Raw genomic sequence first — 21,872 nt, 5'->3', positions numbered from 1 at the left:
CCCGACTCGGGCCTGTCTCGCACAGTTGGCGCAATCGCGTCCGTGACGGGCGACCGGCGAAATATGCTGCCTCCACCATCGAGTGAGGAAATCGCCCATGACCGAGCTCGGTGTGCGGCGGGCCCTGCGGCTGGCGGGTATGCGGCCGCTGCCCCGTCTGGTGCCGCGGTCGCCGATATCCCTGCACGGAAAACGAATCCTGTTGACGGGAGCATCGTCCGGGATCGGGGCGGCCGCCGCCGGGAAGCTCGCGGACTGCGGGGCGACGGTGCTCGCCGTGGCGCGGCGCCACGATCTGCTGACCGACGTGGTCGCGGCCATCACCGCGGGGGGCGGGGATGCGGTCGCCATGCCGACCGATCTGGCGGATCTCGACGCGGTCGACGAGCTCGTGCGGGCCGCAGGCCGAGTCGATGTCCTGATCAACAACGCGGGCCGGTCGATTCGCCGACCGTTGCTCGACTCGCTCGATCGGTGGCATGACGTCGAGCGCACCATCGCACTGAACTATTACGCGCCGCTGCGGCTGATCCGTGGCCTCGCGCCGGGAATGGCCGCTCGCGGAGACGGACACATCATCAACGTGTCGAGCTGGCGGGTGATGCCGGAGTCCTCACCCTTGTTCGGCGTCTACAACGCCTCCAAGGCCGCGCTGAGTGCGGTGAGCCGGGTGATCGACAACGAGCTGGGCGACTCCGGCGTGTGCTCCACGACGATTTACTACCCACTGGTCGCCACGCCGATGATCGCGCCCACGCGGGCCTACGACGGTATGGCCGCACTCAGCGCCGACGAGGCCGCCGACTGGATGGTGGATGCGGCGCGACGTCGGCCGGTGCGGATCGCGCCTCGAAAGACCCTGTCGCTGAGGATGCTGGACATCGTCGCACCCCGGATGCTCAACGATGTGATGAAGCGCTCGACGCCGCAACTGAGTCCGACCCCCGGTGGTCACGTTGCCCGCTGACCGAGTCGGCTACCGGGAGGAGAACCTCGCCACCGGAGCGGCGTTGACCACCGCGGCGTTCTTCTGCGTCGCGATGGTGGGCACGGTGGCGAAGGTCGGCGGCCAGTACACCTCCACCGGAGTGCTGCTGCTGTTCCAGAACGCGATCTGCCTGCTGTTCATGCTGCCCGTGGCGGTGCGTGGCGGCTGGTCTGAGCTGCGTACCGAACGGCTCGGACTGCATGTGCTGCGCGCTGCGACCGGCACCGGGTGCTGGTATGCGCTGTTCTTCGCGATCAGGGAGATCCCGTTGGCCAACGCCACGGTGCTGACCTACAGCGCTCCGCTGTGGATGCCATTGATCGCCTGGGCCGTCACCCGTCAGCGCGTCGCCGCGCCGACGTGGTTCGGCGCCGGTGTCGGCTTCGCCGGGGTGGTGCTGGTGCTGCAGCCGCAGAGCCACGGGTTCACCGGCGGTGAGTTGTCCGCTCTCGCAGGCGCCCTGCTGTTGGCGGTGGCGATGATGTCGGTGCGCTGGCTCGGCGCCACCGAGCCGGTGACCAGGATCCTCTTCTACTACTTCCTGCTGTCGACGGTCCTGTCGGTCCCGATCGCGCTCGCCGACTGGGCGCCGATTCCTTCGCGCGCGTGGCCGTGGCTGATAGCACTGGGCGTGGCACAGGTCCTGTCCCAGATCCTCATCGTGATCGCGTATCGCTATGCACCGGCGGAGAAGTTGGGCGCGTTCATCTACTCGGTCATCGTGTTCACCGCCGTGATCGACTGGATCGTCTGGCATCACCGGCCGACGGTCCTCACCTACGTGGGTATGGCGTTGGTGATCGGGGGCGGACTGATCGCCGTCCGCGCCAGAGCCACTGCCCCACAACCGAATACCACGATGGAGTCGCCCCCGTGAGTCGATGGATCGTTACGGTCATACCCTCGTGGCTGCTGTTTCTCGGCCTCATCGTCGTCATCGCCGGTGGAGCGGTCCTCGTTCAGCGGCACATCCGGCGGCGATTTCCCGTCCTCACCGGCGATGAGCACAACGACGTCACCAAGTTCACCTACGGCTTCATCGGTTTCGTCTACGCGTTCTTCATCGGGTTCGTGGTGTCCGCGATGTGGGGGCAGATCAACACCGCCGACGGCGCAGCGCGCGCCGAAGGCGCTGCGGCGGTACAGATGGCACGCGAGGTCGACGTGTTCGCGGCCGCCGACCGGGATCGCATCCGTCAGAGCCTGCTCGACTACACGAACGCGGCCGTCGCGGAGTGGACACGGGCCGGTGACGACCATTCCGCTGAGGCCGACCGCGCCCTGGCGCGACTGCATACGGCCTACCGGGAGGTGCAGGCCACGACCGACATTCAGCGGGATGCGCTGACCACGTCGAGGGCCGGCCTCGACGCGATCAGCCAGGCGCGTACGGTCCGCCTGCTCACCGCTCGTGAAGACACCGGACCGCCGTGGGCGCTGTGGGCGGTCATCCTGCTCACCAGCGCGATGGTGCTGGGCACCGTCATCATCTACGGCGTCGAGAAGCCCGCCATGCACTATCCGATGGTGGCGATCGTCGGGATCATCGTTGCGAGCAACCTGTTCCTCGTCCTCGAACTGTCCCACCCCTACGTCGGAGAGATCGCGACGTCGCCGGATCCGCTCCAAGAGGTGGTCCGGGTGCTCACCGCGCCTGCCGGGTGACGCGTCGGATTCAGTCTGTGCGGTGACGGGTACAGATCTCTATCCGACTTCAACGGGGAAGGGGAAACCATGGCCGACGAACGAGATGGTGACGATGGCCGGTGGGACGTCGCCGCCAAAGACGGTGCGGTGCATGTCGAACGGCGCGGCGAGGACAACGAGCAGGTGTTCACCGACCGGCTCACACCGGAGGACGCCCGGCAGCTCGCGGCGTTGTTGACCAAGTTCGCCGACAAGGCCGCGTCGGCCGGCGAGGGCGAGTCGGCGAAACGCGATGACGCGGACGATGACTCGAGTGACGACCGTCAGTCGCGAAGCGAGTCGAAGGACGACGACTCCGATGACGACGAAGACTCCGACGACGACTCCGATGACGACTCCGACGAGGGCTCCGATGACGATGACAGGGATAAGGACGACAAGTCCTGAGCGGGACACACCCGTCTCTGATGAGCTTCACGGCCGTGGCATGAGCCGGAACACCGGGATGTGCCTGCCGATGGGTGCGGTCTTCTCGCGGTAGTCGCGCCAGCCCGCGTAGACCTGCTCGGCGAGGCCGTAGACGCGGGCATACTCGTCGGGGTCGGTGATCTCGGTCGCGACGAACTTCTCGTCGCCCAGTTCGCATTCCGGGTGCGCCTTGAGGTTGTGGTACCACTGCGGGTTCTTCGGCCCGCCGTAGTTCGAGGCGGTGACGATCGGATCGGGCCCGTCGTGGAAATACGTGATCTGGTGCTCGCGGGGCTGACCCGACTTCGCTCCCGTGGTGCGCAGCGGAGCGGTGGACGGGCCGCCGAGCACCGACGGATAGCGCCCGCCGGTGGTCCGGTACAGCCACGGGTCGATCCGCGGCCAGAAGTGGTGCGCCAGGAACTGTCCCGGCCGGGACCGGCTGAAACTCTCGATCGCCGTGTACCAGCGACTGTGCTTCCGGTGCGGGTCGACGTAACGCAGCGGCATGCCCGGACCGTACGCCCGGGGCACCCGCCCGAGCCCGTTTCGGCAGAACTCGTCGGTCAGGGTGCAGTTGTAAGGCGCTCACATGCGTCGGACGGCGCGATCTGTGGCTTCCGCCAGTGCGGCGTTGGGCCGAGCGAGTTCACAATCACGAAGCCGGTACTGGCTAGCCGAAGTAAACCTGCGAGCGCCAACGCCGTTCAAGGGCAGGTCTGCTCGAAGTCGGTGCCTTTCGGGCCACTTCCGTTGCCGCACGCGGGGGACTGCCGTTTGATCGCCCCGCCCGGCGTGCGGTCCGTGTCGGGGAACTGGTCGTTGATGTACTCAGGTGAGGAGAAACCCGGTTGCTGAGCGAAGTCGCTGAACCCGCCGATTCCCTCGGCCCCGGCGCCCGGCGGGAATGGACCGGTGGTGCCCACGTTGTCCCCGAGGACCCGCGGAATGCCGCCGGCACCCACACCGTCGGACCCCGGGTCTTCGGGAGGGTCACCCCATGCCACGCTGGCAAGCGGAACGGATAGAACTGCGGCTGCGGCTCCGCTGATCATCAATCTCCTGAGCATGTGCACCCTCCTCGCTCGCGAAGTTGATTCTCGGCGGCCTTCCGGTACATGTCAGTAAGTGCGTCGGAATCGGCAGCGTCGCGCTTCCCAGTGGAAGCGATCGACCTTGAATCGGCCGCGCTAAACAGGCGGCATGTTCTTCATGACCGAGGGAAGCCACCATCCCGCAGTCAACTACCCGCCGCGCGCACGCCGCGGTCGGCTGATACCGCTCACTCCTCCGTGTAGCGGTAGCTACTGATAGCGCAGACGTCGATGCGGTTGCGCACCAGTTCGTCGCCATCGTCGAAGATGGCGCGGAAGTCGTACAGGCAGGCCTCGGTGCCGTCGTAGAAGTTGATGTTGAGTGACTGGCCGACCGGTAGCACGTCTTCGCCGAGGATGTTCTCCTCCCAGGTTTGTCGGCCAATGTTGGAGGCGTAGAACTCCACCATCGTGTGCCGCGTCTCGTTGATGATGAGCACATTGCGGTCTTGCGCGCTCGCCGGCGCGGCAGCCAGACCGATCGAGGCGACGACCGCCATCGCGCTGCCGAGCGCGAGCCTCTTCACCGATCCGTTCACTGTGGTCCCCCTTCTCGAGCGAGAATTACGACCCCTGGGACGGTTGCGCGGACCCCGACGCGGTTACGCCTCAGAGAGCCGAGGATAACTCCGCGTGCAGCGTCAACGGCGCGGTTTCGACAACACAGCGAATCGGGTGAGCGGGCTGTCAGCCGGCCAGGACGGAGGCGACGGCGCGGGCCTGGTTCGTCAGTCCGACGCACATCCGGTTCAGGTTGACGACGCCGAGCACGATGCCGGACATGAGCCGGCAGGTGCTGCCCGTACCGGGAGGGGCGGTGGACCTCGGGGAGAGCGCGAAGGCACCGCACACCGGCCAGGCGCCGATGCCCTGGGTGCGCAGGACCCGTTCGGCGATGAGGATCTGGTACTCGCGCGGAGTCTTCTCCGGGGAACTGACGCCGCCGTGTTCCTTCCAGGTGGCCGGGAGGAACTGCAGGCCGCCGTAGAACCCGTTGCCGGTGTTGATCGCCCAGTTCCCGCTGGATTCACACTGCGCGATCGCATCCCAATTGACCCTGCTCGCATGGGCATTCGGTGTGGCGACCGTCATCGACGTGGCCGACAGCGCGGCGGCGGTCAGCGCGACACCCAAACCCTTGACAATCTGCACTGAAATCCCGCCCTGCCATGGTGGTCGGTCTTCGGTCACCGTCATTGTTACCCGTGATTTCACAGTGAATTGTGAGGAGATTGTGATGGTTGTTCACAACTTCGGAGCACGCTGCCGCCCGCCGGATACGAGAAAGGCGGCCCCGGATGACTCCGGGACCGCCTTCACGTGTGTCGGGCTGACAGGATTTGAACCTGCGACCACTTGACCCCCAGTCAAGTGCGCTACCAAGCTGCGCCACAGCCCGTTGCCGCCGGATTTCTCCTGCGGCAGCACGTGAGCCTACCGCACGGCACCGCGGGAATCCCAACGGCACCGCACGCCGCTGTCCGCCGGGCCCGCCGGCGATGGATTCGGGCGCCGCTCGGGGTCGACGCCGTTGTCGACTCATGCTCTCCGCGCCGTTCTCCCCTGCTCGGCCGGACACCCGGAGCGACCCGAAACCACGTGGTGGTCCCACATTCTCTTGACCCCGACAACGTCGCGGCAGCGTCGCTGCCGAAGCCCGACCGTCGTCGCCGGCGCGGCCGATAATCCGGCCAAGGGGGGTTCGTGGAAGGGGATGGAAATGGCCGAGGCCGCACTGTGCACGATGTTCGGAGAACCGGTACCCGGACGGGAGAAGAAAGCCCTCGAGGTGTACGGCGAGACCGTGCAGTACTACACACGCCTGCAGCAGGAAGGAGCGATCGAGCGCTTCGACGTCACCATCGTCGGTCCGACCGGCGGTCAGGTGAACGGCTTCATCGTCGTGCGCGGCACCGCGAATCAAATCGACACGTTGCGCCGCGCCAAGGAATTCCAGCAGATGATCAATCGTGTCCAGCTCATCGCCTCGCACGTGAGCGTCAACGACGCGTGGGTCGACGAGGGACTCGCGCAAATCATGAGCCAGTACCAGGAGGTGGTCGAACGCCTCGAATGACTCGCGCGCAGGGCAGCGGCGAACTCGCCGCTGCCCGCTGCGCTCTACTGCGCCTGGTCCTCCAACTCCGGGTGTAACCCGTACAGACAGTCCAGGCAGCAAAATCGGTCGCTGCCTGCCAGATACGGCCACCGCTGGCCCCTGGGAGGCACGCGTCGACAGTTCGCACACCGGCTCATCGGACCCAACAACACAACACTCATCGTCAGCCACACCCTCTCGGCGGCAGCAATACCCTCGCCCGGAGAGTCCATTCGTGACATGGCTCTGACGCGGGGCGTCGTCGCGCCGTGGCCGCGCCGCAACCGTCGTAGCCTCGAGGAGGTGACCCGCGACGACACCCCGCTCTGGCTGTTCGCCGATCAACTCGGACCGGCCGTTCATGGCGGCGAGCACTCCCACCGCGAGGTCCTGCTCATCGAGGCCGACCACGCCCTGCGCAAGCGGCGCTATCACCGGCAGAAACTGCACATCGTGCTGTCCGCGCTGCGGCACGCCGATCGTGATCTCGGCGAGCGCGCCACCCTGATCAAGTCCGACACCTACACCGACGGACTCGAACGGTTCGGTCGCCCCGTCCTCGTGCACCAGCCGACGTCGTTCGCCGCGGAGCGATTCGTGCACCGGCTGCAACAGCAGGGGCTGGTCGCCGACGTCCTGCCCACCCCCACCTTCGCGCTTCCCCGCGCGGACTTCGAACAGTGGGCCGGCGACCGCACCCGCTTCCGCATGGAGGACTTCTACCGCGACCAGCGCCGCCGCTTCGACGTCCTGATGAACGGTCCCGACCCGGTCGGCAACCGCTGGAACTATGACGAGGAGAACCGCGAGTCCCCGCCCAAGAAGCAGGCCACCCTCGACGTCCCCAAGCCGTACCAGCCGCGGGAGGACGACATCGACGAGCAGGTCCGCCGCGACCTCGACGCTCTCGCGCTCGACACGGTCGGCGCGGACGGCCCCCGCCTGTTCGCGGTCACACCCGCCGAAGCACAGCGTGCCCTGAAACGCTTCATCGAGCACCGGCTGCCCACGTTCGGCCGCTACGAGGACGCGATCATGGGACAGGACTGGGCGATGTCACATTCGCTGCTGTCGGTGCCGCTCAACCTCGGCGTGCTGCACCCGCTCGACGCCGTGCACGCCGCCGAGCAGGCCTACCGGACCGGGCAGGCGCCACTGGCGGCAGTCGAGGGCTTCATCCGGCAGATCCTGGGCTGGCGCGAGTACATGTGGCATCTGTACTGGCACTTCGGTGAGCGCTACGTCGACAACAACGAGCTCGGCGCCCGCACGCCGCTACCGGACTGGTGGACCGAACTCGACGCCGACGCCGTCACCGCCGAATGCCTACGGCACGCGCTGATGGGCCTGCGGGACCGCGGCTGGACCCATCACATTCAGCGGCTGATGGTGCTGGGCAACCATGCGTTGCAGCGCGGCTACCACCCGCGTGACCTCACCGAGTGGTACGCCACCGCCTACGTCGACGGCTTCCGGTGGGTGATGCCCACCAACGTGGTCGGCATGAGTCAGCACGCCGACGGCGGCAAGCTCGCCACGAAGCCGTACGCCGCCGGCGGCGCCTACATCAACAAGATGAGCGACCACTGTGGTAGCTGCGCCTACGACCCGAAGAAGCGGCTCGGCGAGGACGCCTGCCCGTTCACCGCCGGCTACTGGGCGTTCGTGCACCGCCATCGCGCGCTGCTGGAGGGCAATGTGCGCACTCGCCGGGCCGTGCAGAACATGGGCCGACTGTCGGACCTCGACGACGTCCTCGCCCAGGAGAAGGCGCGCCGGACGTTCTAGCGCGGCGTCTCCGGGATGGCCGCCAATTCCTCACTCTCGCGGGCCGGCTCCGACGTATCCGGCCCGGGCTCGGCCGGCAGGTACTTCGGGGCGCGGGAATTGCGCCAGGCCAGCGCCACCAGCGTCGCCCAGGCCACCACGATCAGGCTGTAGATGAGGGTCGACCAGGGCCAGTGGATACCGAAGTAGTGCACCAGTTTCTGGCTGTTGGTCAGCACGATGACGCCGCCCACCGCGGTGCCCAGCAACGCGGGGCTGATCCGGCTCACCAGCCACGCGGCGATCGGCGCGGCGATCACACCGCCGGCGGCCAGGCCCAGGACGACGGGCAGATTCTGCACGAACTCGTCACGCAGGCCGACCACGAAGCCCAGCGACGCCGACGCCGCGACCAGGAACTCCGACGCGCTGACCGAGCCGATCACGGTGCGCGGCGCGGTCTTGCCGCGGGACAGGAGCGTGCTGGTGGTCACCGGACCCCAGCCGCCACCGCCGGACGCGTCGATGAACCCGCCGAACAGGCCCAGCGGGGACAGGAACTTGGCGCTGTGCGGCGTGGACCCGTGGCGGATGACCGGCGGGTTGCGCAGCGAGAACCGCAACAGCACGTACGCGCCGATGGCCACCAGGATCGCGGCCATGAGCGGCGCGGCGTGCTTGGTCGACAACGACGACAGCACCGTGGCGCCGGCGAAGGCCCCGATTGCGCCGGGCACACCGAGCTTGAGCACCATCGGCCAGTCGATGTTCTTGAACCGCCAGTGCGAGATGCCCGAGGCGAGTGTGGTGCCGACCTCGGCGAGGTGCACGGCCGCACTCGCCTGGGCTGCGCCGACGCCGCTGAGCACCAGCAGCGTCGAAGCGGTGACCCCGAAGGCCATCCCGAGCGCGCCATCGACGAGCTGGGCTCCGACGCCGACGAGGGTGAAGATCAGTAGCGAACGCATGGGTTCGGCTGCTTTCGACTAGTGGGCACCGCGAGGACGGCGACCGGATGGGCTGACGGACGCGATCAGACTCGCGCGCGACACCACTCGTCGAATGCCATCAACCGGCGTGACGGCCAGAAGGGTTCGAGTGCAGATAGGGCGGACGGCGCGGTGCGATACGCACGTTCGGCCATGTCTGCCCCCTTCCACTCTTGAGGTGTGCCCACGCTCGCGCGTGGCTTCTTGGACAATCTACACCGTCAGTAGCCGCCACAGCCCGACGAGACCCACCACGACGATCACCGCCCGCAGCGCGTTCGGTGACAACCGGCGTCCGTAGTGTGCGCCGAGGAACCCGCCGAGCAGCGATCCGGCGGCGATCAGGCCGGCCGCCGCCCAGCTGATCCGGTCGAACGCCACCAAGGCGAACCCGACCGCGGCGACGATGTTGACGATCAGCGACAGCAGGTTCTTGGCGGCGTTCATCCGTTGCATCGATTCGGGCAGCAGCGCTCCCATGATCGCGATGAGCAGGATTCCCTGCGCCGCGGTGAAATACCCGCCGTACACCCCGACGGCGAAGGTTCCCAGGACGAGGGCGGCGAGCCGGCCGCTCCCGATGTGGTCGACCGACCGGCCGCTCCCCTCGGCGCGCCGGCGGGCCCACGCCTGAATCCGCGGCCCGACCACCACCAGGACGAGCGCGGCGATCAACAGCACCGGCACCACGGTGATGAACACCCGCTCGGGCAGGTGCAGCAGCAGCCACGCCCCCAGCCCGGCGCCGAGCAGCGAGGCGGGCACCTGCCACGCCAGCCGCTTCCCCTGTCCGCGCAGTTCCCGGCGGTACCCCCAGGTGCCCGACACGCCGCCCGCCACCAGCCCGATCGCATTGGACATGGTGGCGGTCACCGGCGGGAAGCCCAGCGTCACCAGCGTCGGGAACGTGATCAGGGTGCCGGAGCCGACGACGGCGTTGATGGCGCCCGCCCCCACCCCGGCCAGCGCGATCAGGATCATCTCGAGAACGGACACCGGGCGAACTTAGCGGGAGCGCTGACCCCGCTTCTCGCGCACCCGCACGTTGATGCGGATCGGGCTGCCCTCGAACCCGAAGGTCTCCCGCAGCCGCCGCTCCAGGAACCGGCGGTAACCCGCCTCCAGGAAGCCGGAGGTGAACAGCACGAACGTCGGCGGCCGCGCGGTGGCCTGGGTGGCGAACAGGATCCTGGGTTGCTTGCCACCCCGCACGGGTGGCGGTGTGGCGGCGACGATCTCCTTGAAGAAGGTGTTGAGCCGCCCGGTCGGGATGCGCATGTCCCAGCTGGCGAGCGCGGTGTCGAGTGCGGGCACCAGCTTCTGCACCGCGCGGCCCGTCATCGCGGAGATGTTGATCCGCGGCGCCCACTGCACCTGGACGAGCTCCCGGTCGATCTCCCGCTCCAGCAGATAGCGCCGGTCCTCGTCGACGAGGTCCCACTTGTTGAACGCCAGCACCAGCGCGCGACCCGCCTCGATCACCATGGTCAAGACCCGCTGGTCCTGTTCGGTGAGCGGCTGGGAGGCGTCGATGAGCACCAGCACCACCTCGGCCGCGTCGATCGCACCGTGGGTGCGCACCGACGCGTAGAACTCGTGACCACTGGCCTGGCCGACCTTGCGACGCAGGCCGGCGGTGTCGACGAACCGCCAGGTCCGCCCGCCGAGTTCGATCAGGGAGTCGACCGGGTCGACGGTGGTGCCCGCCACGTCATGCACCACGGACCGCTGGTCGCCCGCGAGCCGGTTGAGCAGCGAACTCTTCCCGACGTTGGGTTTTCCGACCAGTGCCACGCGGCGCGGCCCGCCGCCACCCGGCCCCACCTCGGAGACCTCGGGCAGCTTCTCGAGCACCCGGTCGAGCAGGTCGGCGACCCCGCGGCCGTGCATCGCGCTGACCGGGTGCGGCTCCCCCATGCCGAGCGACCACAGCGCCGCGGCGTCGGCCTCACCGCGCTCGGTGTCGACCTTGTTGGCGGCCACAAACACCGGCTTACCCGACTTGCGCAGCATCCGTGCGGCCGCCTCGTCGGCGGCGGTGGCGCCCACGACCGCGTCGACCACCAGGACGATCGCGTCGGCGGTGCGCATCGCCACGGTCGCCTGGTCGGCGACGAGTTGCTGCAGGCCCTTGGCGTCGGGCTCCCAACCGCCGGTGTCCTGCACGATGAACCGCCGTCCCGACCAGGTGGCGTCGTAGGACACCCGGTCACGGGTGACCCCGGGGATGTCCTGCACCACCGCCTCGCGCCGGCCCAGGATGCGGTTCACCAGTGTCGATTTGCCGACATTGGGGCGGCCGACGACCGCGAGCACCGGCGGTGCGGCGGAGGCCTCCTCGATGGCCTCCGCGACTTCTTCAGCACCCAGTTCCCAGTCGCGCTCGTCGACCCAGGTGCCGTCCTGGGAGTCGGTCATGGCCGCACCCCCGCCCGCTGGTGCACCAGATCCTGCAGATGTGCGATCACTTCACCCTCGGTCATGTCGCTGGTGTCCACCACCACCGCGTCCTCGGCGGCGCGCAGCGGGGACACCGCGCGGGTCGAGTCCAGGTGGTCGCGGCGTTGCACGTCGGCCAGCACCGTGGCGTAGTCGTCGGGCAGGCCGTTGGCGATGTTCTGGTCGTTGCGCCGGCGCGCCCGCTCCTCGGCCGAGGCGGTGAGAAAGATCTTCACGTCGGCGTCGGGCAGCACCACGGTGCCGATGTCGCGGCCTTCCACCACCACGCTGCCCGGCCCGGCGGCCAGCAGTCGCTGTAGTTCGACGAGCCGCGTCCGGACGGCGGGCACCGCCGACACCGCCGACACCGCGCCGGTGACCGCGTCACCGCGGATCTCGCTCGAAACATCCTCTCCGGCAAGGTAGGACCGGTCCTCGTCGGGGTTGTAGCCGACCGTCAGATCGGCCGCAGCGGCGGCGTCGGTCACCGCCGCGGTGTCGGCGAGGTCGGCGCCCGCCCGCAGCACGGCCAGGGTGACGATGCGGTACATCGCCCCGGTGTCGAGGTAGCGCGCGGCCAGTGCGCGCGCCAAACCTCGTGACACCGACGACTTTCCGGTGCCGGCCGGCCCGTCCACGGCGATCACCATGTCGCCCGAGACGTCGCCGGGGACAGCGCCCGGCCGCTCACCCGGAACCACTCCGGTCACATTCCCACCGCCTTGTACAGATCGCCGATCTCTTTGCGCGTCAACGCGCGGATGCTGCCGGGACGCTGGTCGCCGAGCGTCACGGCGCCGATGTCGGTGCGCACGAGCTCCTGCACCGGATATCCGACCGCGGCCAGCAGTCGACGCACGATACGCTTGCGCCCCTCGTGCAGGGTCACCCGCACCATGGTCTTGCCGGGCAGCGCGTCGACCACCGCGAAATCGTCGACGCGGGCGGGCCCGTCGTCGAGTTCCACCCCGGCGCGCAGTTTCTTGCCCAGCCCGCGCGGCACCGTGCCGAGCACCGTGGCCACATAGGTCTTGGGCACCTCGAACGACGGGTGCATCAGCCGGTGGGCCAGTTCGCCGTCGTTGGTCAACAACATCAGTCCTTCGGTGTCCGCGTCGAGACGGCCGACGTGGAACAGCCCCTTGTTGCCACGCACGCGGTGCTCGACCAGATCTCCGATGCACGGCCGCCCGCGGTCGTCGGACATCGTCGAATGCATGCCGCGCGGCTTGTTGATCGCCAGGTGCATCAGCGTGTCGTCGAGCACGACGCGGGTGCCGTCGACCCGGATCTCGCTGACCGACGGGTCGACCCGGGTGCCGAGTTCGGTGACGATGCGGCCGTCCACCTCGACCCGGCCGTCGAGGATCATCTTCTCGGCGACCCGGCGGGACGCCACCCCCGCCTGGGAGAGCACCTTCTGCAGCCGTACGCCGTCGTCGTCAGTCATTGCTCCCGGTCCACGTCGAAGGTCACCGGTGCGTTCGCGGGTGCGGACGCACCGCCGAGTTTGGCGAATCTCGGCTCGTCGCCGAGGGTTTCGCTGATGTCGTCGATCACGTCGACATCGGGCAGCAGCGGCGCGATGTCGGGCAGGTCGGCCAGCGACGTCACGCCGAGTCGCTCGAGGAACAGCTCGGTGGTCGAGAACGTCACCGCGCCGGAGTCCGGATCGGTGCCGGCCTCGGTGATCAGCCCGCGCGCCAGCAGGGTACGCATCACCGCGTCGACGTTGACGCCGCGCACCGCGCTGACCCGAGCGCGGGTCACCGGCTGGCGGTAGGCGACCACGGCCAGCGTCTCGAGCGCCGCGCGGGTCAGCTTGGAGCGCGCACCGTCGAGCAGCAGCCGTTCCACGTACGGCGCGTAGCGGGCCCTGGTGTACATCCGCCAGCCGCCGGCGGCCTCGCGCAGGTCGATGCCGCTGTCCCGGGCCGCGAGGTCGTTGGCCATCTGGGCCAGCGTGGCGGCGATGCGGTAGGCGGGCTGATCGGTCGCCGACGCCAGCGCATCGATGCTCACCGGGGTGTCCACCACCAGCAGCAGTGCCTCCAGAACGGCGGCGAGTTCGGCGCCGTCGAGTTCGGGTTCGCCGAGGTCGGGGGTACTGGCGACGTCGATGCCGGGCTCGGCACCGGAGATGTCGTCGGTCATGACTTCTACTGCTCCCCCGCGTCGACGGTTGCCAGTTGTTCGTTGGTCGGCCGGTCCCCGGTCCACGAAACCTGGAGCACACCTAGCGGTTCTGCCTGGTCGAATGCTACCGCCCTGGCACGGAACAGTTCGAGCAGCGCCAGGAAGCGCCCGACGATCTCGATGCCACCGCGGCAGTCGGCGACCAGATCAGTGAACGTCGCCCACTGGCCCTGACCGCGCTGTTCGAGCAGCGCCAGCAGCCGTTTGGCCTGTTCGGGCACCGACACCGCCGGTGCGTGCAGATGATCGGTGCCGACGGTGGGCACTGGCCGTGGCGTGAAGGCGGCGGCCGCGATCTGGGCGAAGCGATCGGCGTCCACGCCCAGCATCACCTCGGGCAGCAGGGCCGAGAATCGCTCCTCGAGCGACACCGCACGCGGATAGCTGCGCAGGGCGGCGGCCTCGAGCTCGGCGAACATGACCGCGACGTGCTTGAAAGCGCGGTACTGCAGCAGCCGGGCGAACAGCAGGTCACGCACCTCCAGCAGCGCCAGGTCCTCCTCGTCGTGGACCTCGCCGGCCGGCAGCAGTCGGGCCGCCTTGAGGTCCAGCAGGGTGGCCGCGATGACGAGGAACGCGGTGGTCTCGTCGAGTTCGAGTTGGCTGCCGATCTCCTTGGTGTAGGCGATGAAGTCGTCGGTCACCTGGTGCAGCGCCACCTCCGTGACGTCGAGCCGGTGGGCGAAGATGAGCTGCAGCAGCAGGTCGAACGGACCCTCGAAATTGCTCAGCCGTACCTGGAATCGACTCTGCTCGGGCTGATCGGCGGTCTCCGCGCTCACGCGCCGAACCGGTAGATGACTTCCCGCGCCAAGGACCGGTATGCCTCGGCGCCGGTGGATTTCGGCGCCCACGTGGTGATGGGCTCCCCGGCGACGCTGGTCTCCGGGAAGCGGACGGTGCGGGTGATCACGGTGTCGAACACCAGGTCGCCGAACCGCTCGACCACCCGGGCCATCACCTCGCGGGCGTTGACGGTGCGCGGGTCGTAGCGCGTGACCAGGATGCCGCTGATGTCGAGCTTCGGGTTGAGCCGGTCGCGGACCTTGTCGACGGTGTCGGTGAGCAGCGCCAGCCCGCGCAGCGAGAAGTACTCGCATTCGGTGGGGATGATCACCCCGTCGCTACACGCCAAGCCGTTGACGGTGAGCAGACCGAGCGACGGCTGGCAGTCGATCAGCACGTAGTCGTAGCGATCGAGCACCGGGTACAGCGCCCGGCCCAGCGTCTGTTCACGTCCGACCTCGTTGACCAGCTGGATCTCCGCGGCCGACAGATCGATGTTGCTCGGCACCAGGTCGAGGCCGGTGACGCGGGTCTTGATCAGCACTTCGTCGATCGAGACCCGCGGTTCGACCAGCAGGTTGTGCACCGTGTGGTCGAGTTCGTAGTGCGGTACACCCAGCCCGGCGGACAGCGCCCCCTGCGGATCGAGGTCGACCAACAGCACCCGCCTGCCGTACTCGGCGAGGCTGGCGCCGAGATTGATGGTCGAGGTGGTCTTGCCGACGCCGCCCTTCTGGTTGCACATCGCGATGACCTTGGCCGGACCGTGCGCGCTGCGCGGGGCCGGTTCCGGGATCGAGCGCGGCGGCCGCCCGGTCAGCCCGGCCGGCACCGGCGCGTCCGGACCTGCGGCGTCGTCGGTCATGCCGGACCGCCGGACCAGGTGGGACGCAGGGCGAACATCCGGCCAAGTCTAACGTTGCGGCGCTGCTCACACGGGCAGACCCGCGGGTGACTTCACGACCACCCGGAGGCACACCGTGGCCGGGAACCGGCGTTCGGTGGTTCCGGGCCGGTTTCGGTGGCTACTCCCCGGGCGTGAACAGACGCAACGTCGAGGTGCGGGTCTTCGACGCCGACGCGGACCGCTGGGTCACCGCCACCGCCGGGGGCCACGTCGAGCGAGACGCGCTCAGCATGTCGACCTACAACATCTGGTTCGACGCGAAAAGTGCCGCCGCGCGATTCCGTCACATCGCCGGCCTCCTGAGAGCGGACCCGCCGGACGTCATGGTGTTCCAGGAGGTCACCCCCGAAGCCCTCGACATCTTCCTCGCTCAGCCGTGGATCCGTGCCGACTACCGCGCCGCGGCGGTGGTCGGCGGCGACGTCGGCAACTACGGCATGCTGCTGCTGTCGCGGCTGCCTGTACAGCGGGCCGCCTACCTGCGCCTGCCCACGAGGGCGAACCGCGGCGTGTTGCGTGCCGACTTCCTGACCGACGGTGGCCGCACCGCGGTCTGCTCGGTTCACCTGGACAGCGGGAAGCGGTCGCGCTGGATCAGAGGCTGGCAGCTACGTGCACTGTTCCGCTCTCTGCGCGACGCCGAGAACGCCGTCGTAATGGGCGATTTCAACATGCGTGACGACGAGAACGGACGGATCGGCGGTCCCTACCGTGACGTGTGGCCGTATCTGCGTCCGGACGAGGACGGCTACACCGAGGACACCTCGATCAACCTGATGCGCTACGACATGAAGCACAAGCACCGCCAGGTCCGCTTCGACCGGGTGCTGCTCAAGGGCCGCGCCTGGGTGGCCGAGGACATCGAGCTGATGGGTACCGAGCCGATCTCCAAGACGGATCCGCGGATCTTCCCGTCGGATCACTTCGGAGTGCGCTGCCGGTTCCGGCGCACCGGGGGCCAGACCTCGTGCATCACCGGACGGGTGGATGCGCGACGGCGCACGCCGCCGCCGGGGTGACGGGCTCGCGGATGCCGAACCGGGCGTGCCAGCGGGCCAGCGGCGCCGGGGCCCACCAATTGGCCGGACCCATGACATGCATGAACGCCGGCACCAGCACCAATCGGACCAGGGTCGCGTCCATCAATACGGCCAGCGTGAGCCCCACGCCGAGCATGCGCATGAACGACACCTCCGCCGCGATCAGCGCCGCGAAGGAGATCGCCATGATCAGCGCCGCCGCGGTGATCACCCGTCCGGTGTGCGCGAGACCCAGGGCGACCGCCTCGTCGTTGTCGGCGCGGGTCCGCCCCGACCGCAGCCAGAATTCGCGGATCCGGGCGAGCAGGAAGACCTCGTAGTCCATCGACAGCCCGAAGGCGATGCAGAACAGCAGGACGGGCACCGTCACACCGATCGTCCCGGTGCTGGTGGTGCCCAACGCGCCCAGGTGGCCGTCCTGGAAGATCCACACCAATGCCCCGAACGCGGCGGTGAGCGACAGGATGTTGAGCAGCACCGCCTTGACCGGTAGCACGACGCTGCCGGTCAGCAGGAACAACAGGACGAGGGCCGTGATCCCGATGACGCCCATCACCAGCGGCATCCGGGTGACGACGGCGTCGACGATGTCGCGGTTGCTCTGCGCCGTTCCGGTGAGCAGCGCCTCGCGACCGTCCGGTGGGGCGACGGCGTGCAACTGGTCGAGCTGGGTGTCGGACTCGGCCGAATCGAGCGGGGCGGTGCTGGCGACGGTCAGGAACGCACTGCCCTCGGCGGTGCCGGCCGGCCCCGAGGGCGGTCCCGTGCGGTGCCCGCCCGCGAAGGTGCCCGCCGGTGAGGACACCCACGGCACCTCGGGCACGCGTGACAGGGCGGCCGCGTAAGCGCCGATGGCGTCGGGTGGCACGCCGGTCACGTCGGGCAGCACGACCGTGACCGTCGTCGCGGAGTCCGCCGTGAACTGCGTGCGCAGCATGTCGCCGACGAGATGTGCATCGGCCGACGCGGGCAGCACGCGGTCGTCGGGGAAACCCCAGCGCACACCGAGGAACGGCGTGCCGAGCAACACCAGCACCGTCACCACGGCCACGCTGAGCGCCGTCCCGCGCCGCGTCACGGCTCGGGCGGCGCGGTACCAGAACATCTCCGGCACCGGCCGCCGCGTCGGCGGGGGCCGTCCTGTCACCCGCCGGGCGAACCGGCGCACGTCGACGGCGTCGAGCCGGTCACCGAGCAGTGTGACGGCGGCCGGGGTGACCACGAGCGCGGCGCCCAGCGTGAACGCCACCACCGCAACACCCGCGTAGGCGAAGGATTTCAAGAAGTACATCGGGAAGAGCGCCATGGGCAGCATCGACAACCCGACGATCACGGCGGAGAACGTCACGGTGCGGCCGGCGGCCGACATGGTCTGCAGCAGCGCCGCGTCGCGGGACCCGCCGTCGGCGATCTCGTCACGGAACCTGCTGAGAATGAGCAGCGTGTAGTCGATCGCGAGAGCCAGGCCCATCGCCACGGCGAGATTGAGCGCGAACACCGAGACGTCGGTGACCATCGCGATGCCGCGCAGCACCGCCATCGACCCCAGGATGGCCAGCGCGCCGACCGCCATCGGCAGCAGCGCGGCGAACAGTCCACCGAACACCCACACCAGCACCAGGAAACTGAGCGGCAGCGCGATGGACTCCATGGTCAGCAGGTCGTTCTCGGTCTGCGCGTTGATCTGCGCGTTGACCGCCGCTGATCCCCCGGCGCGCACGGTGACACCGCCGGTGGGACCCGCGAGCGCCGACGACAGATCGGCGGCATGAGCGGCGGCCTCGCTCTCGTCGCCGATGAGACCCGCGACGACCAACGCCGTGGTCCCATCAGTGCTGACCAGATCGGGGGCCGGCGCACCCCACGGCGCCCGGACGTAGGCAACGTGCGGTGAGCGTTCCAGCGCGGTGACGACGTCGGCGCCGACCGCGGCGCCCGCCCCCGTGAGCGCACCGTCCGGCGCGGTCACCGTGAGCAGCAACTGCAGCTCCGGCTGGCCGAAGGTGGTGGCGAGGACGGCCGATCCGCGCGCGGACGCAGAGCCCGGATCGCGGAAGCCGCCGCCCGACAGGCTCTCGGTGACCGGAATGCCGAAGACCGCGGCGGCGATCAGCACGGCGACGGCCGCGGCGATCACCCGCCGAGGCGCGGCGATCGCCAACCGGGTGAGGGACTCCAGCACGGCAGGGCTCAGGTGGTCAGGGACGGGGCGCGGTCGAGCTCACCGGCGATCTGCCGGGCGACGTGGCGCGACTGTTTGGCGACGTAGGAGATCAGGCCGGGGCGCGACAGGAAGCCGACGAACCGCAGCCCCGGTGCCGCCGGGGCGGCGCCGCACACCAGCGGCAGCCCCCTGTCGTCGAGGACCCCGAGGTGCCCGACCAGCTGATCGAGCCCGCGGGTGTAGCCGGTCGCGCAGATCACGGCGTCGGGCTGCAGGCGCCTGCCGTCGACCAGTGTCACGGTGGCGCCGTCGAACCGCTCGATGGTGGGAACCACCTCGAACACCCGGGATTTGATGGCGCGCACCACTTCCCGGTCAACGATGACCGGTGCGCGGCCCAGCCGCTTCCCGCGGGCGAACACCCCTTCCGACGGGGTGGGTAGGCCGTAGGCGGTCAGGTCGCCGACGTCGATGCGCTGCGCCACCCGGGAGACCGCGTCGGCCATTCGTGTCGGTGCGTCGAACAACGGCGTCGCGATGTAATCGGACGGGAAGCCGCCCGGCAGCGCTCGGATCATGATGTGCGGCGCCGTGCGGACGGCGAGCCAGGCGGTTTCGGCACCGCCGGTCGCGACGTCGTGCACGATCTCCATCGCCGAGGAGCCCGCGCCGACGACGAGCACCCGCTTGCCGGCGTACGGCCGCGGGTTGCGGTACTCACAGGAGTGGGTGACCGCACCGGGATAGGAGGACATGCCCTCCCACTGCGGGATTCGCGGGCTGTGTTCGTAGCCGGTGGCCACCACCACCTGCGCGGCGACGAGATCGCCCGAGGACGTGCTCAGCGCCCATCCGGTGGAGTGCCGGTCGATGCGCGTCACGGTCGTGCCCAGCAGCAGCTCGATGCCGTCTTCGTGAGCGTGCCGGTCGAGGTGCTCGACCACCTGGTCGCGCGTCGGGAAGACGCCGGTGCCCCTCGGGTAGGGCCGATCCGGCATGTGTGAGGTGCGCCGCCCGGTGTTGAGTTTGAGCCGGTCGTAGCGCGACGCCCACGACGAACCCACGTGGTCGGCCCGGTCGATCAGCACGGGCCGTAAACCTCTGTCACGCAGACTCAATGCGGTCGCCACCCCGGAAGGCCCCGCACCGATCACGACCAGCTGACGACTGCGCATCACCCCTCCGATCCCGACTGCCGAGCCGGCGGTGTCATCGCTTACCGCGCACGGCGGCCAGCACGGCCCCGGTCGACGAGCGGCCGCCCACGGTGATGCGGACTCCGCCATCGACACAGTGCTTGACCCTGACCCCGTCAGCCCCGTCGAAGACCTCCGGCCACGGCCGCTCGGCGGCGGGCAGGTACACGAAGTTGGCGTGCCCGTCAGTCGTCGCGATCCCGAGCGCGCGCAGGCGCGCCCGCAAGTGGCGGCGCTCCGAGGTGATCAACCGGACCCGTCGGCGGAGTTGGGCTTCCGCCCGGTAGGACGCCGCCACCGCAACCAACCCGATGCTGCTCATCCCGAATGGGAGTTGCATCGCCCACAGTTCGGCGGTCAGCCCCCATGAGCCCACCGCGTAGCCGACCCGCACACCGGCCAGCCCGTAGGCCTTGGAGAACGTGCGCAGGACCAGAACGTTCGGGAACCGCTCGACGAGCGCGACGGCGTCGATCCGGTGTTGGGGCGCAACGAACTCCACGTAGGCCTCGTCGAAGATCACGATGGTGTCCTCCGACAACGTGGTCAGGAAGCGCTCGACATCGGCGACGTCCTCCACGGTGCCCGTCGGGCTGTGCGGCCGGCAGATCACGACGATGCGCGCCCCCGACGCCGCGTCCGCCATCGCCGTCAGGTCGTGGTGACCAGATGCCAGCAGCGGCACCGTGACCAGTTCCAGCCGAGTCATCGCGGACGCGATGGGATACCCCTCGAAGACCGGAAACGGCAGCACGATCCGATCACCAGGTGAGGTGAAGGCGTGCATGACCTGCAGCAGCACCCCCGTCGCGCCCGGGCCGACGACGACCTGCTCGTCGGGCACCCCGATGTGACCGGCGATCAGGTGCCGCAGGGACTCCGGGAGGAACTCCGGATACCGGTTGGCGGCCTGCACCGCCTCCGTCATCGCCGACCGGACGGCAGGTAGCGGCGGATACGGATTCTCGTTGAGCGACAACGCCATCGGGTCGACCGCCAGCGGCGTCGCGGCCACCCCCTGGGGTGCGGGCATCCGCAGCGGCGCCGCGGGCCCCGGGTCTGCGGTGAGGGTCATGCCGCTCGACCACCCCAGCGCACGGCCGCCGCGCCGGCGAAGTCCCCGGCGTGGGCGAATGCGGCCATCAGCACGGTGTCGCCGCGCCGCAGCTGCCCGTCGCTGATCGCGCGGTCGAGATTGAGCGGAATGCCCACCGCGAACAGGTTCCCGCATTCGTCGAAGGTGTCGCGGTGCCGTTCCCTGGGCAACTCCAGCGCATCACGCCAGTTGCGCAGGAACACCCGATTGGGCTGATTGGTCACGAACAGGTCGAGTTCCTTGGGCTTGATGCCGAGCCGGTCGCATACCGCGTACGACACCTCGGGAACCTGCCGGTTGCCCCGCGCCAGCACCTTGGTGATCTTGGCCTCGGTGAATCCGATGCACCCCTCCCCCGGTCCCGGCTGCCACCACTTTCGGAACGGTTCGACCGCGATCGTCATGTCCCCGGCGTACTCGCCGTACGTGCGGCACTCCACGTCGAGGACGGGCGACTCGTCGGAGAGGGTGACCAGGCCGACGGCCGCACCGTCGCCGGGTACGCACGACTGCGCCTTCTGGCGGGTCAACGGCTGATCGAAGATCTGCCCGGCGGCGTTCTGCGCCAGCGCGATCAGGGCCGTCCGGCCCTCGCCGGCCAGGATCAGCGTGCGGGCCAGCTGCAGGCCCAGAATGAAGGCGGCGCAGCCGCCGTTGTGCAGGTCGATCACCGTGCGCGGCTTCATGCCCAGCCGGTGGGCCATTCCGCCGCCACCGCCATAGAACGGCATGTCCGGCATCTGGGTGTGGGTGATCAGGATGTCGACGTCGGCGATGGTGTCATGGCCGTGCCGGTCGACCAGTCCGGCGGTGGCCCGTTCGACCATGTCGATGGCCGTTTCGTCCTCGGCCACATGGTGGCGGAACTTCGGCGCCCGGAACATGAGGTGTTCACGGAGTTCGTCCGCGCTGGCGAAGTTGGCGTAGTACTCGGCGCTGATGGGTTCGCCGGGGAGATAGGTCGAGACGTCGACCAGGCTGACAGTCATCTCGGGTG

Annotated in this window: 23 protein-coding genes and 1 tRNA gene; 7 read left to right on the top strand and 17 right to left on the bottom strand. The window is 69.0% G+C overall.

Annotated elements, in window-relative coordinates:
* Positions 1–97 precede the first annotated feature (97 nt).
* The 4 genes from E4P42_RS15660 to E4P42_RS15645 all read left to right on the top strand — a co-directional run bounded on the left by E4P42_RS15660 (position 98) and on the right by E4P42_RS15645 (position 3,082).
* Positions 98–967 (top strand): SDR family oxidoreductase, encoded by an 870-nt coding sequence (locus E4P42_RS15660; RefSeq protein ID WP_135126995.1) that lies wholly within the window; start codon positions 98–100, stop codon positions 965–967.
* Positions 957–1,865, top strand: a complete 909-nt coding sequence (locus tag E4P42_RS15655) for a DMT family transporter (protein ID WP_135126994.1) — start codon at positions 957–959, stop codon at positions 1,863–1,865. Before E4P42_RS15660 ends, E4P42_RS15655 begins: the two co-directional genes overlap by 11 nt.
* Positions 1,862–2,653 carry a DUF4239 domain-containing protein gene (locus tag E4P42_RS15650; protein ID WP_135126993.1) on the top strand — a complete coding sequence of 264 codons (792 nt, stop codon included), beginning with the start codon at positions 1,862–1,864 and terminating at the stop codon, positions 2,651–2,653. Before E4P42_RS15655 ends, E4P42_RS15650 begins: the two co-directional genes overlap by 4 nt.
* A gap of 69 nt (positions 2,654–2,722) precedes the next feature.
* Entirely contained in the window at positions 2,723–3,082 is a 360-nt protein-coding gene (locus E4P42_RS15645; protein WP_135126992.1) for a hypothetical protein, read from the top strand.
* A gap of 27 nt (positions 3,083–3,109) precedes the next feature.
* Here E4P42_RS15645 and E4P42_RS15640 read toward each other — a convergent pair whose 3' ends face one another.
* The 5 genes from E4P42_RS15640 to E4P42_RS15620 all read right to left on the bottom strand — a co-directional run bounded on the left by E4P42_RS15640 (position 3,110) and on the right by E4P42_RS15620 (position 5,596).
* Positions 3,110–3,613, bottom strand: a complete 504-nt coding sequence (locus E4P42_RS15640) for a nitroreductase/quinone reductase family protein (RefSeq protein ID WP_135126991.1) — start codon at positions 3,611–3,613, stop codon at positions 3,110–3,112.
* Positions 3,614–3,810: 197 nt separating this feature from the next.
* The gene (locus tag E4P42_RS15635) at positions 3,811–4,110 is read right to left on the bottom strand and encodes a hypothetical protein (protein ID WP_135126990.1); all 300 of its coding nucleotides are present in this window, start codon (positions 4,108–4,110) and stop codon (positions 3,811–3,813) included.
* 275 nt (positions 4,111–4,385) lie between these two features.
* Positions 4,386–4,736 carry a hypothetical protein gene (locus E4P42_RS15630; RefSeq protein ID WP_135126989.1) on the bottom strand — a complete coding sequence of 117 codons (351 nt, stop codon included), beginning with the start codon at positions 4,734–4,736 and terminating at the stop codon, positions 4,386–4,388.
* Positions 4,737–4,884: 148 nt separating this feature from the next.
* The gene (locus E4P42_RS15625; protein ID WP_135127067.1) at positions 4,885–5,343 is read right to left on the bottom strand and encodes a transglycosylase family protein; all 459 of its coding nucleotides are present in this window, start codon (positions 5,341–5,343) and stop codon (positions 4,885–4,887) included.
* A 179-nt stretch (positions 5,344–5,522) separates the two neighbouring features.
* Positions 5,523–5,596 (bottom strand) — tRNA-Pro (locus E4P42_RS15620).
* A gap of 219 nt (positions 5,597–5,815) precedes the next feature.
* Here E4P42_RS15620 and E4P42_RS15615 point away from each other — a divergent pair.
* Positions 5,816–6,274, top strand: coding sequence for a hypothetical protein (locus tag E4P42_RS15615; RefSeq protein WP_245234045.1), 459 nt, complete (start codon positions 5,816–5,818; stop codon positions 6,272–6,274).
* 261 nt (positions 6,275–6,535) lie between these two features.
* Positions 6,536–8,083, top strand: a complete 1,548-nt coding sequence (locus E4P42_RS15610; RefSeq protein WP_135126988.1) for a cryptochrome/photolyase family protein — start codon at positions 6,536–6,538, stop codon at positions 8,081–8,083.
* On the opposite strand, the gene E4P42_RS15605 is transcribed toward E4P42_RS15610, so the two are convergent.
* From E4P42_RS15605 to E4P42_RS15565, 8 genes are all read right to left on the bottom strand, one after another.
* Entirely contained in the window at positions 8,080–9,030 is a 951-nt protein-coding gene (locus tag E4P42_RS15605) for a sulfite exporter TauE/SafE family protein (RefSeq protein ID WP_135126987.1), read from the bottom strand. The genes E4P42_RS15610 and E4P42_RS15605 overlap by 4 nt on opposite strands.
* A 234-nt stretch (positions 9,031–9,264) precedes the next feature.
* Positions 9,265–10,032 carry a sulfite exporter TauE/SafE family protein gene (locus E4P42_RS15595; RefSeq protein WP_371287043.1) on the bottom strand — a complete coding sequence of 256 codons (768 nt, stop codon included), beginning with the start codon at positions 10,030–10,032 and terminating at the stop codon, positions 9,265–9,267.
* 24 nt (positions 10,033–10,056) lie between these two features.
* Complete coding sequence (gene der, locus E4P42_RS15590) at positions 10,057–11,469, bottom strand: ribosome biogenesis GTPase Der (RefSeq protein ID WP_135126984.1); 1,413 nt, start codon at positions 11,467–11,469, stop codon at positions 10,057–10,059.
* Positions 11,466–12,140 (bottom strand): (d)CMP kinase, encoded by a 675-nt coding sequence (gene cmk, locus E4P42_RS15585; protein WP_135127065.1) that lies wholly within the window; start codon positions 12,138–12,140, stop codon positions 11,466–11,468. Before cmk ends, der begins: the two co-directional genes overlap by 4 nt.
* A 56-nt stretch (positions 12,141–12,196) precedes the next feature.
* Positions 12,197–12,940 carry a pseudouridine synthase gene (locus tag E4P42_RS15580; RefSeq protein ID WP_135126983.1) on the bottom strand — a complete coding sequence of 248 codons (744 nt, stop codon included), beginning with the start codon at positions 12,938–12,940 and terminating at the stop codon, positions 12,197–12,199.
* Positions 12,937–13,644 carry an SMC-Scp complex subunit ScpB gene (gene scpB, locus E4P42_RS15575; protein WP_135126982.1) on the bottom strand — a complete coding sequence of 236 codons (708 nt, stop codon included), beginning with the start codon at positions 13,642–13,644 and terminating at the stop codon, positions 12,937–12,939. The genes E4P42_RS15580 and scpB overlap by 4 nt, the downstream gene beginning before the upstream one ends.
* A 5-nt stretch (positions 13,645–13,649) precedes the next feature.
* Positions 13,650–14,468, bottom strand: coding sequence for a segregation/condensation protein A (locus tag E4P42_RS15570; protein WP_135126981.1), 819 nt, complete (start codon positions 14,466–14,468; stop codon positions 13,650–13,652).
* Positions 14,465–15,337 carry a ParA family protein gene (locus E4P42_RS15565; RefSeq protein ID WP_135126980.1) on the bottom strand — a complete coding sequence of 291 codons (873 nt, stop codon included), beginning with the start codon at positions 15,335–15,337 and terminating at the stop codon, positions 14,465–14,467. Before E4P42_RS15565 ends, E4P42_RS15570 begins: the two co-directional genes overlap by 4 nt.
* Positions 15,338–15,510: 173 nt before the next feature.
* Between E4P42_RS15565 and E4P42_RS15560 the strand changes: the two genes are divergently transcribed.
* Positions 15,511–16,398 (top strand): endonuclease/exonuclease/phosphatase family protein, encoded by an 888-nt coding sequence (locus E4P42_RS15560; protein WP_245234044.1) that lies wholly within the window; start codon positions 15,511–15,513, stop codon positions 16,396–16,398.
* Here the strand turns inward: E4P42_RS15560 and E4P42_RS15555 are convergent.
* The 4 genes from E4P42_RS15555 to E4P42_RS15540 are packed head-to-tail and all read right to left on the bottom strand — an operon-like array spanning position 16,352 to position 21,864.
* Positions 16,352–18,601 (bottom strand): MMPL family transporter, encoded by a 2,250-nt coding sequence (locus tag E4P42_RS15555; RefSeq protein WP_135126979.1) that lies wholly within the window; start codon positions 18,599–18,601, stop codon positions 16,352–16,354. The two genes, E4P42_RS15560 and E4P42_RS15555, sit on opposite strands and share 47 nt — an antisense overlap.
* 8 nt (positions 18,602–18,609) lie before the next feature.
* A complete protein-coding gene (locus E4P42_RS15550) occupies positions 18,610–19,758 on the bottom strand; it encodes an NAD(P)/FAD-dependent oxidoreductase (RefSeq protein WP_135126978.1) in 1,149 nt (382 codons plus the stop codon).
* Between the two features lie 34 nt (positions 19,759–19,792).
* Positions 19,793–20,854: a histidinol-phosphate transaminase gene (locus tag E4P42_RS15545; RefSeq protein WP_135126977.1), complete on the bottom strand. Its 1,062-nt coding sequence runs from the start codon at positions 20,852–20,854 to the stop codon at positions 19,793–19,795.
* Positions 20,851–21,864, bottom strand: a complete 1,014-nt coding sequence (locus E4P42_RS15540; protein WP_135126976.1) for a 3-oxoacyl-ACP synthase III family protein — start codon at positions 21,862–21,864, stop codon at positions 20,851–20,853. Before E4P42_RS15540 ends, E4P42_RS15545 begins: the two co-directional genes overlap by 4 nt.
* Positions 21,865–21,872 lie beyond the last annotated feature (8 nt).

Origin of the sequence: Mycobacterium sp. PS03-16 (assembly GCF_004570325.1) — a bacterium.
Lineage (GTDB): Bacteria > Actinomycetota > Actinomycetes > Mycobacteriales > Mycobacteriaceae > Mycobacterium.
This window is presented reverse-complemented; position numbering and strand designations above follow the sequence as displayed.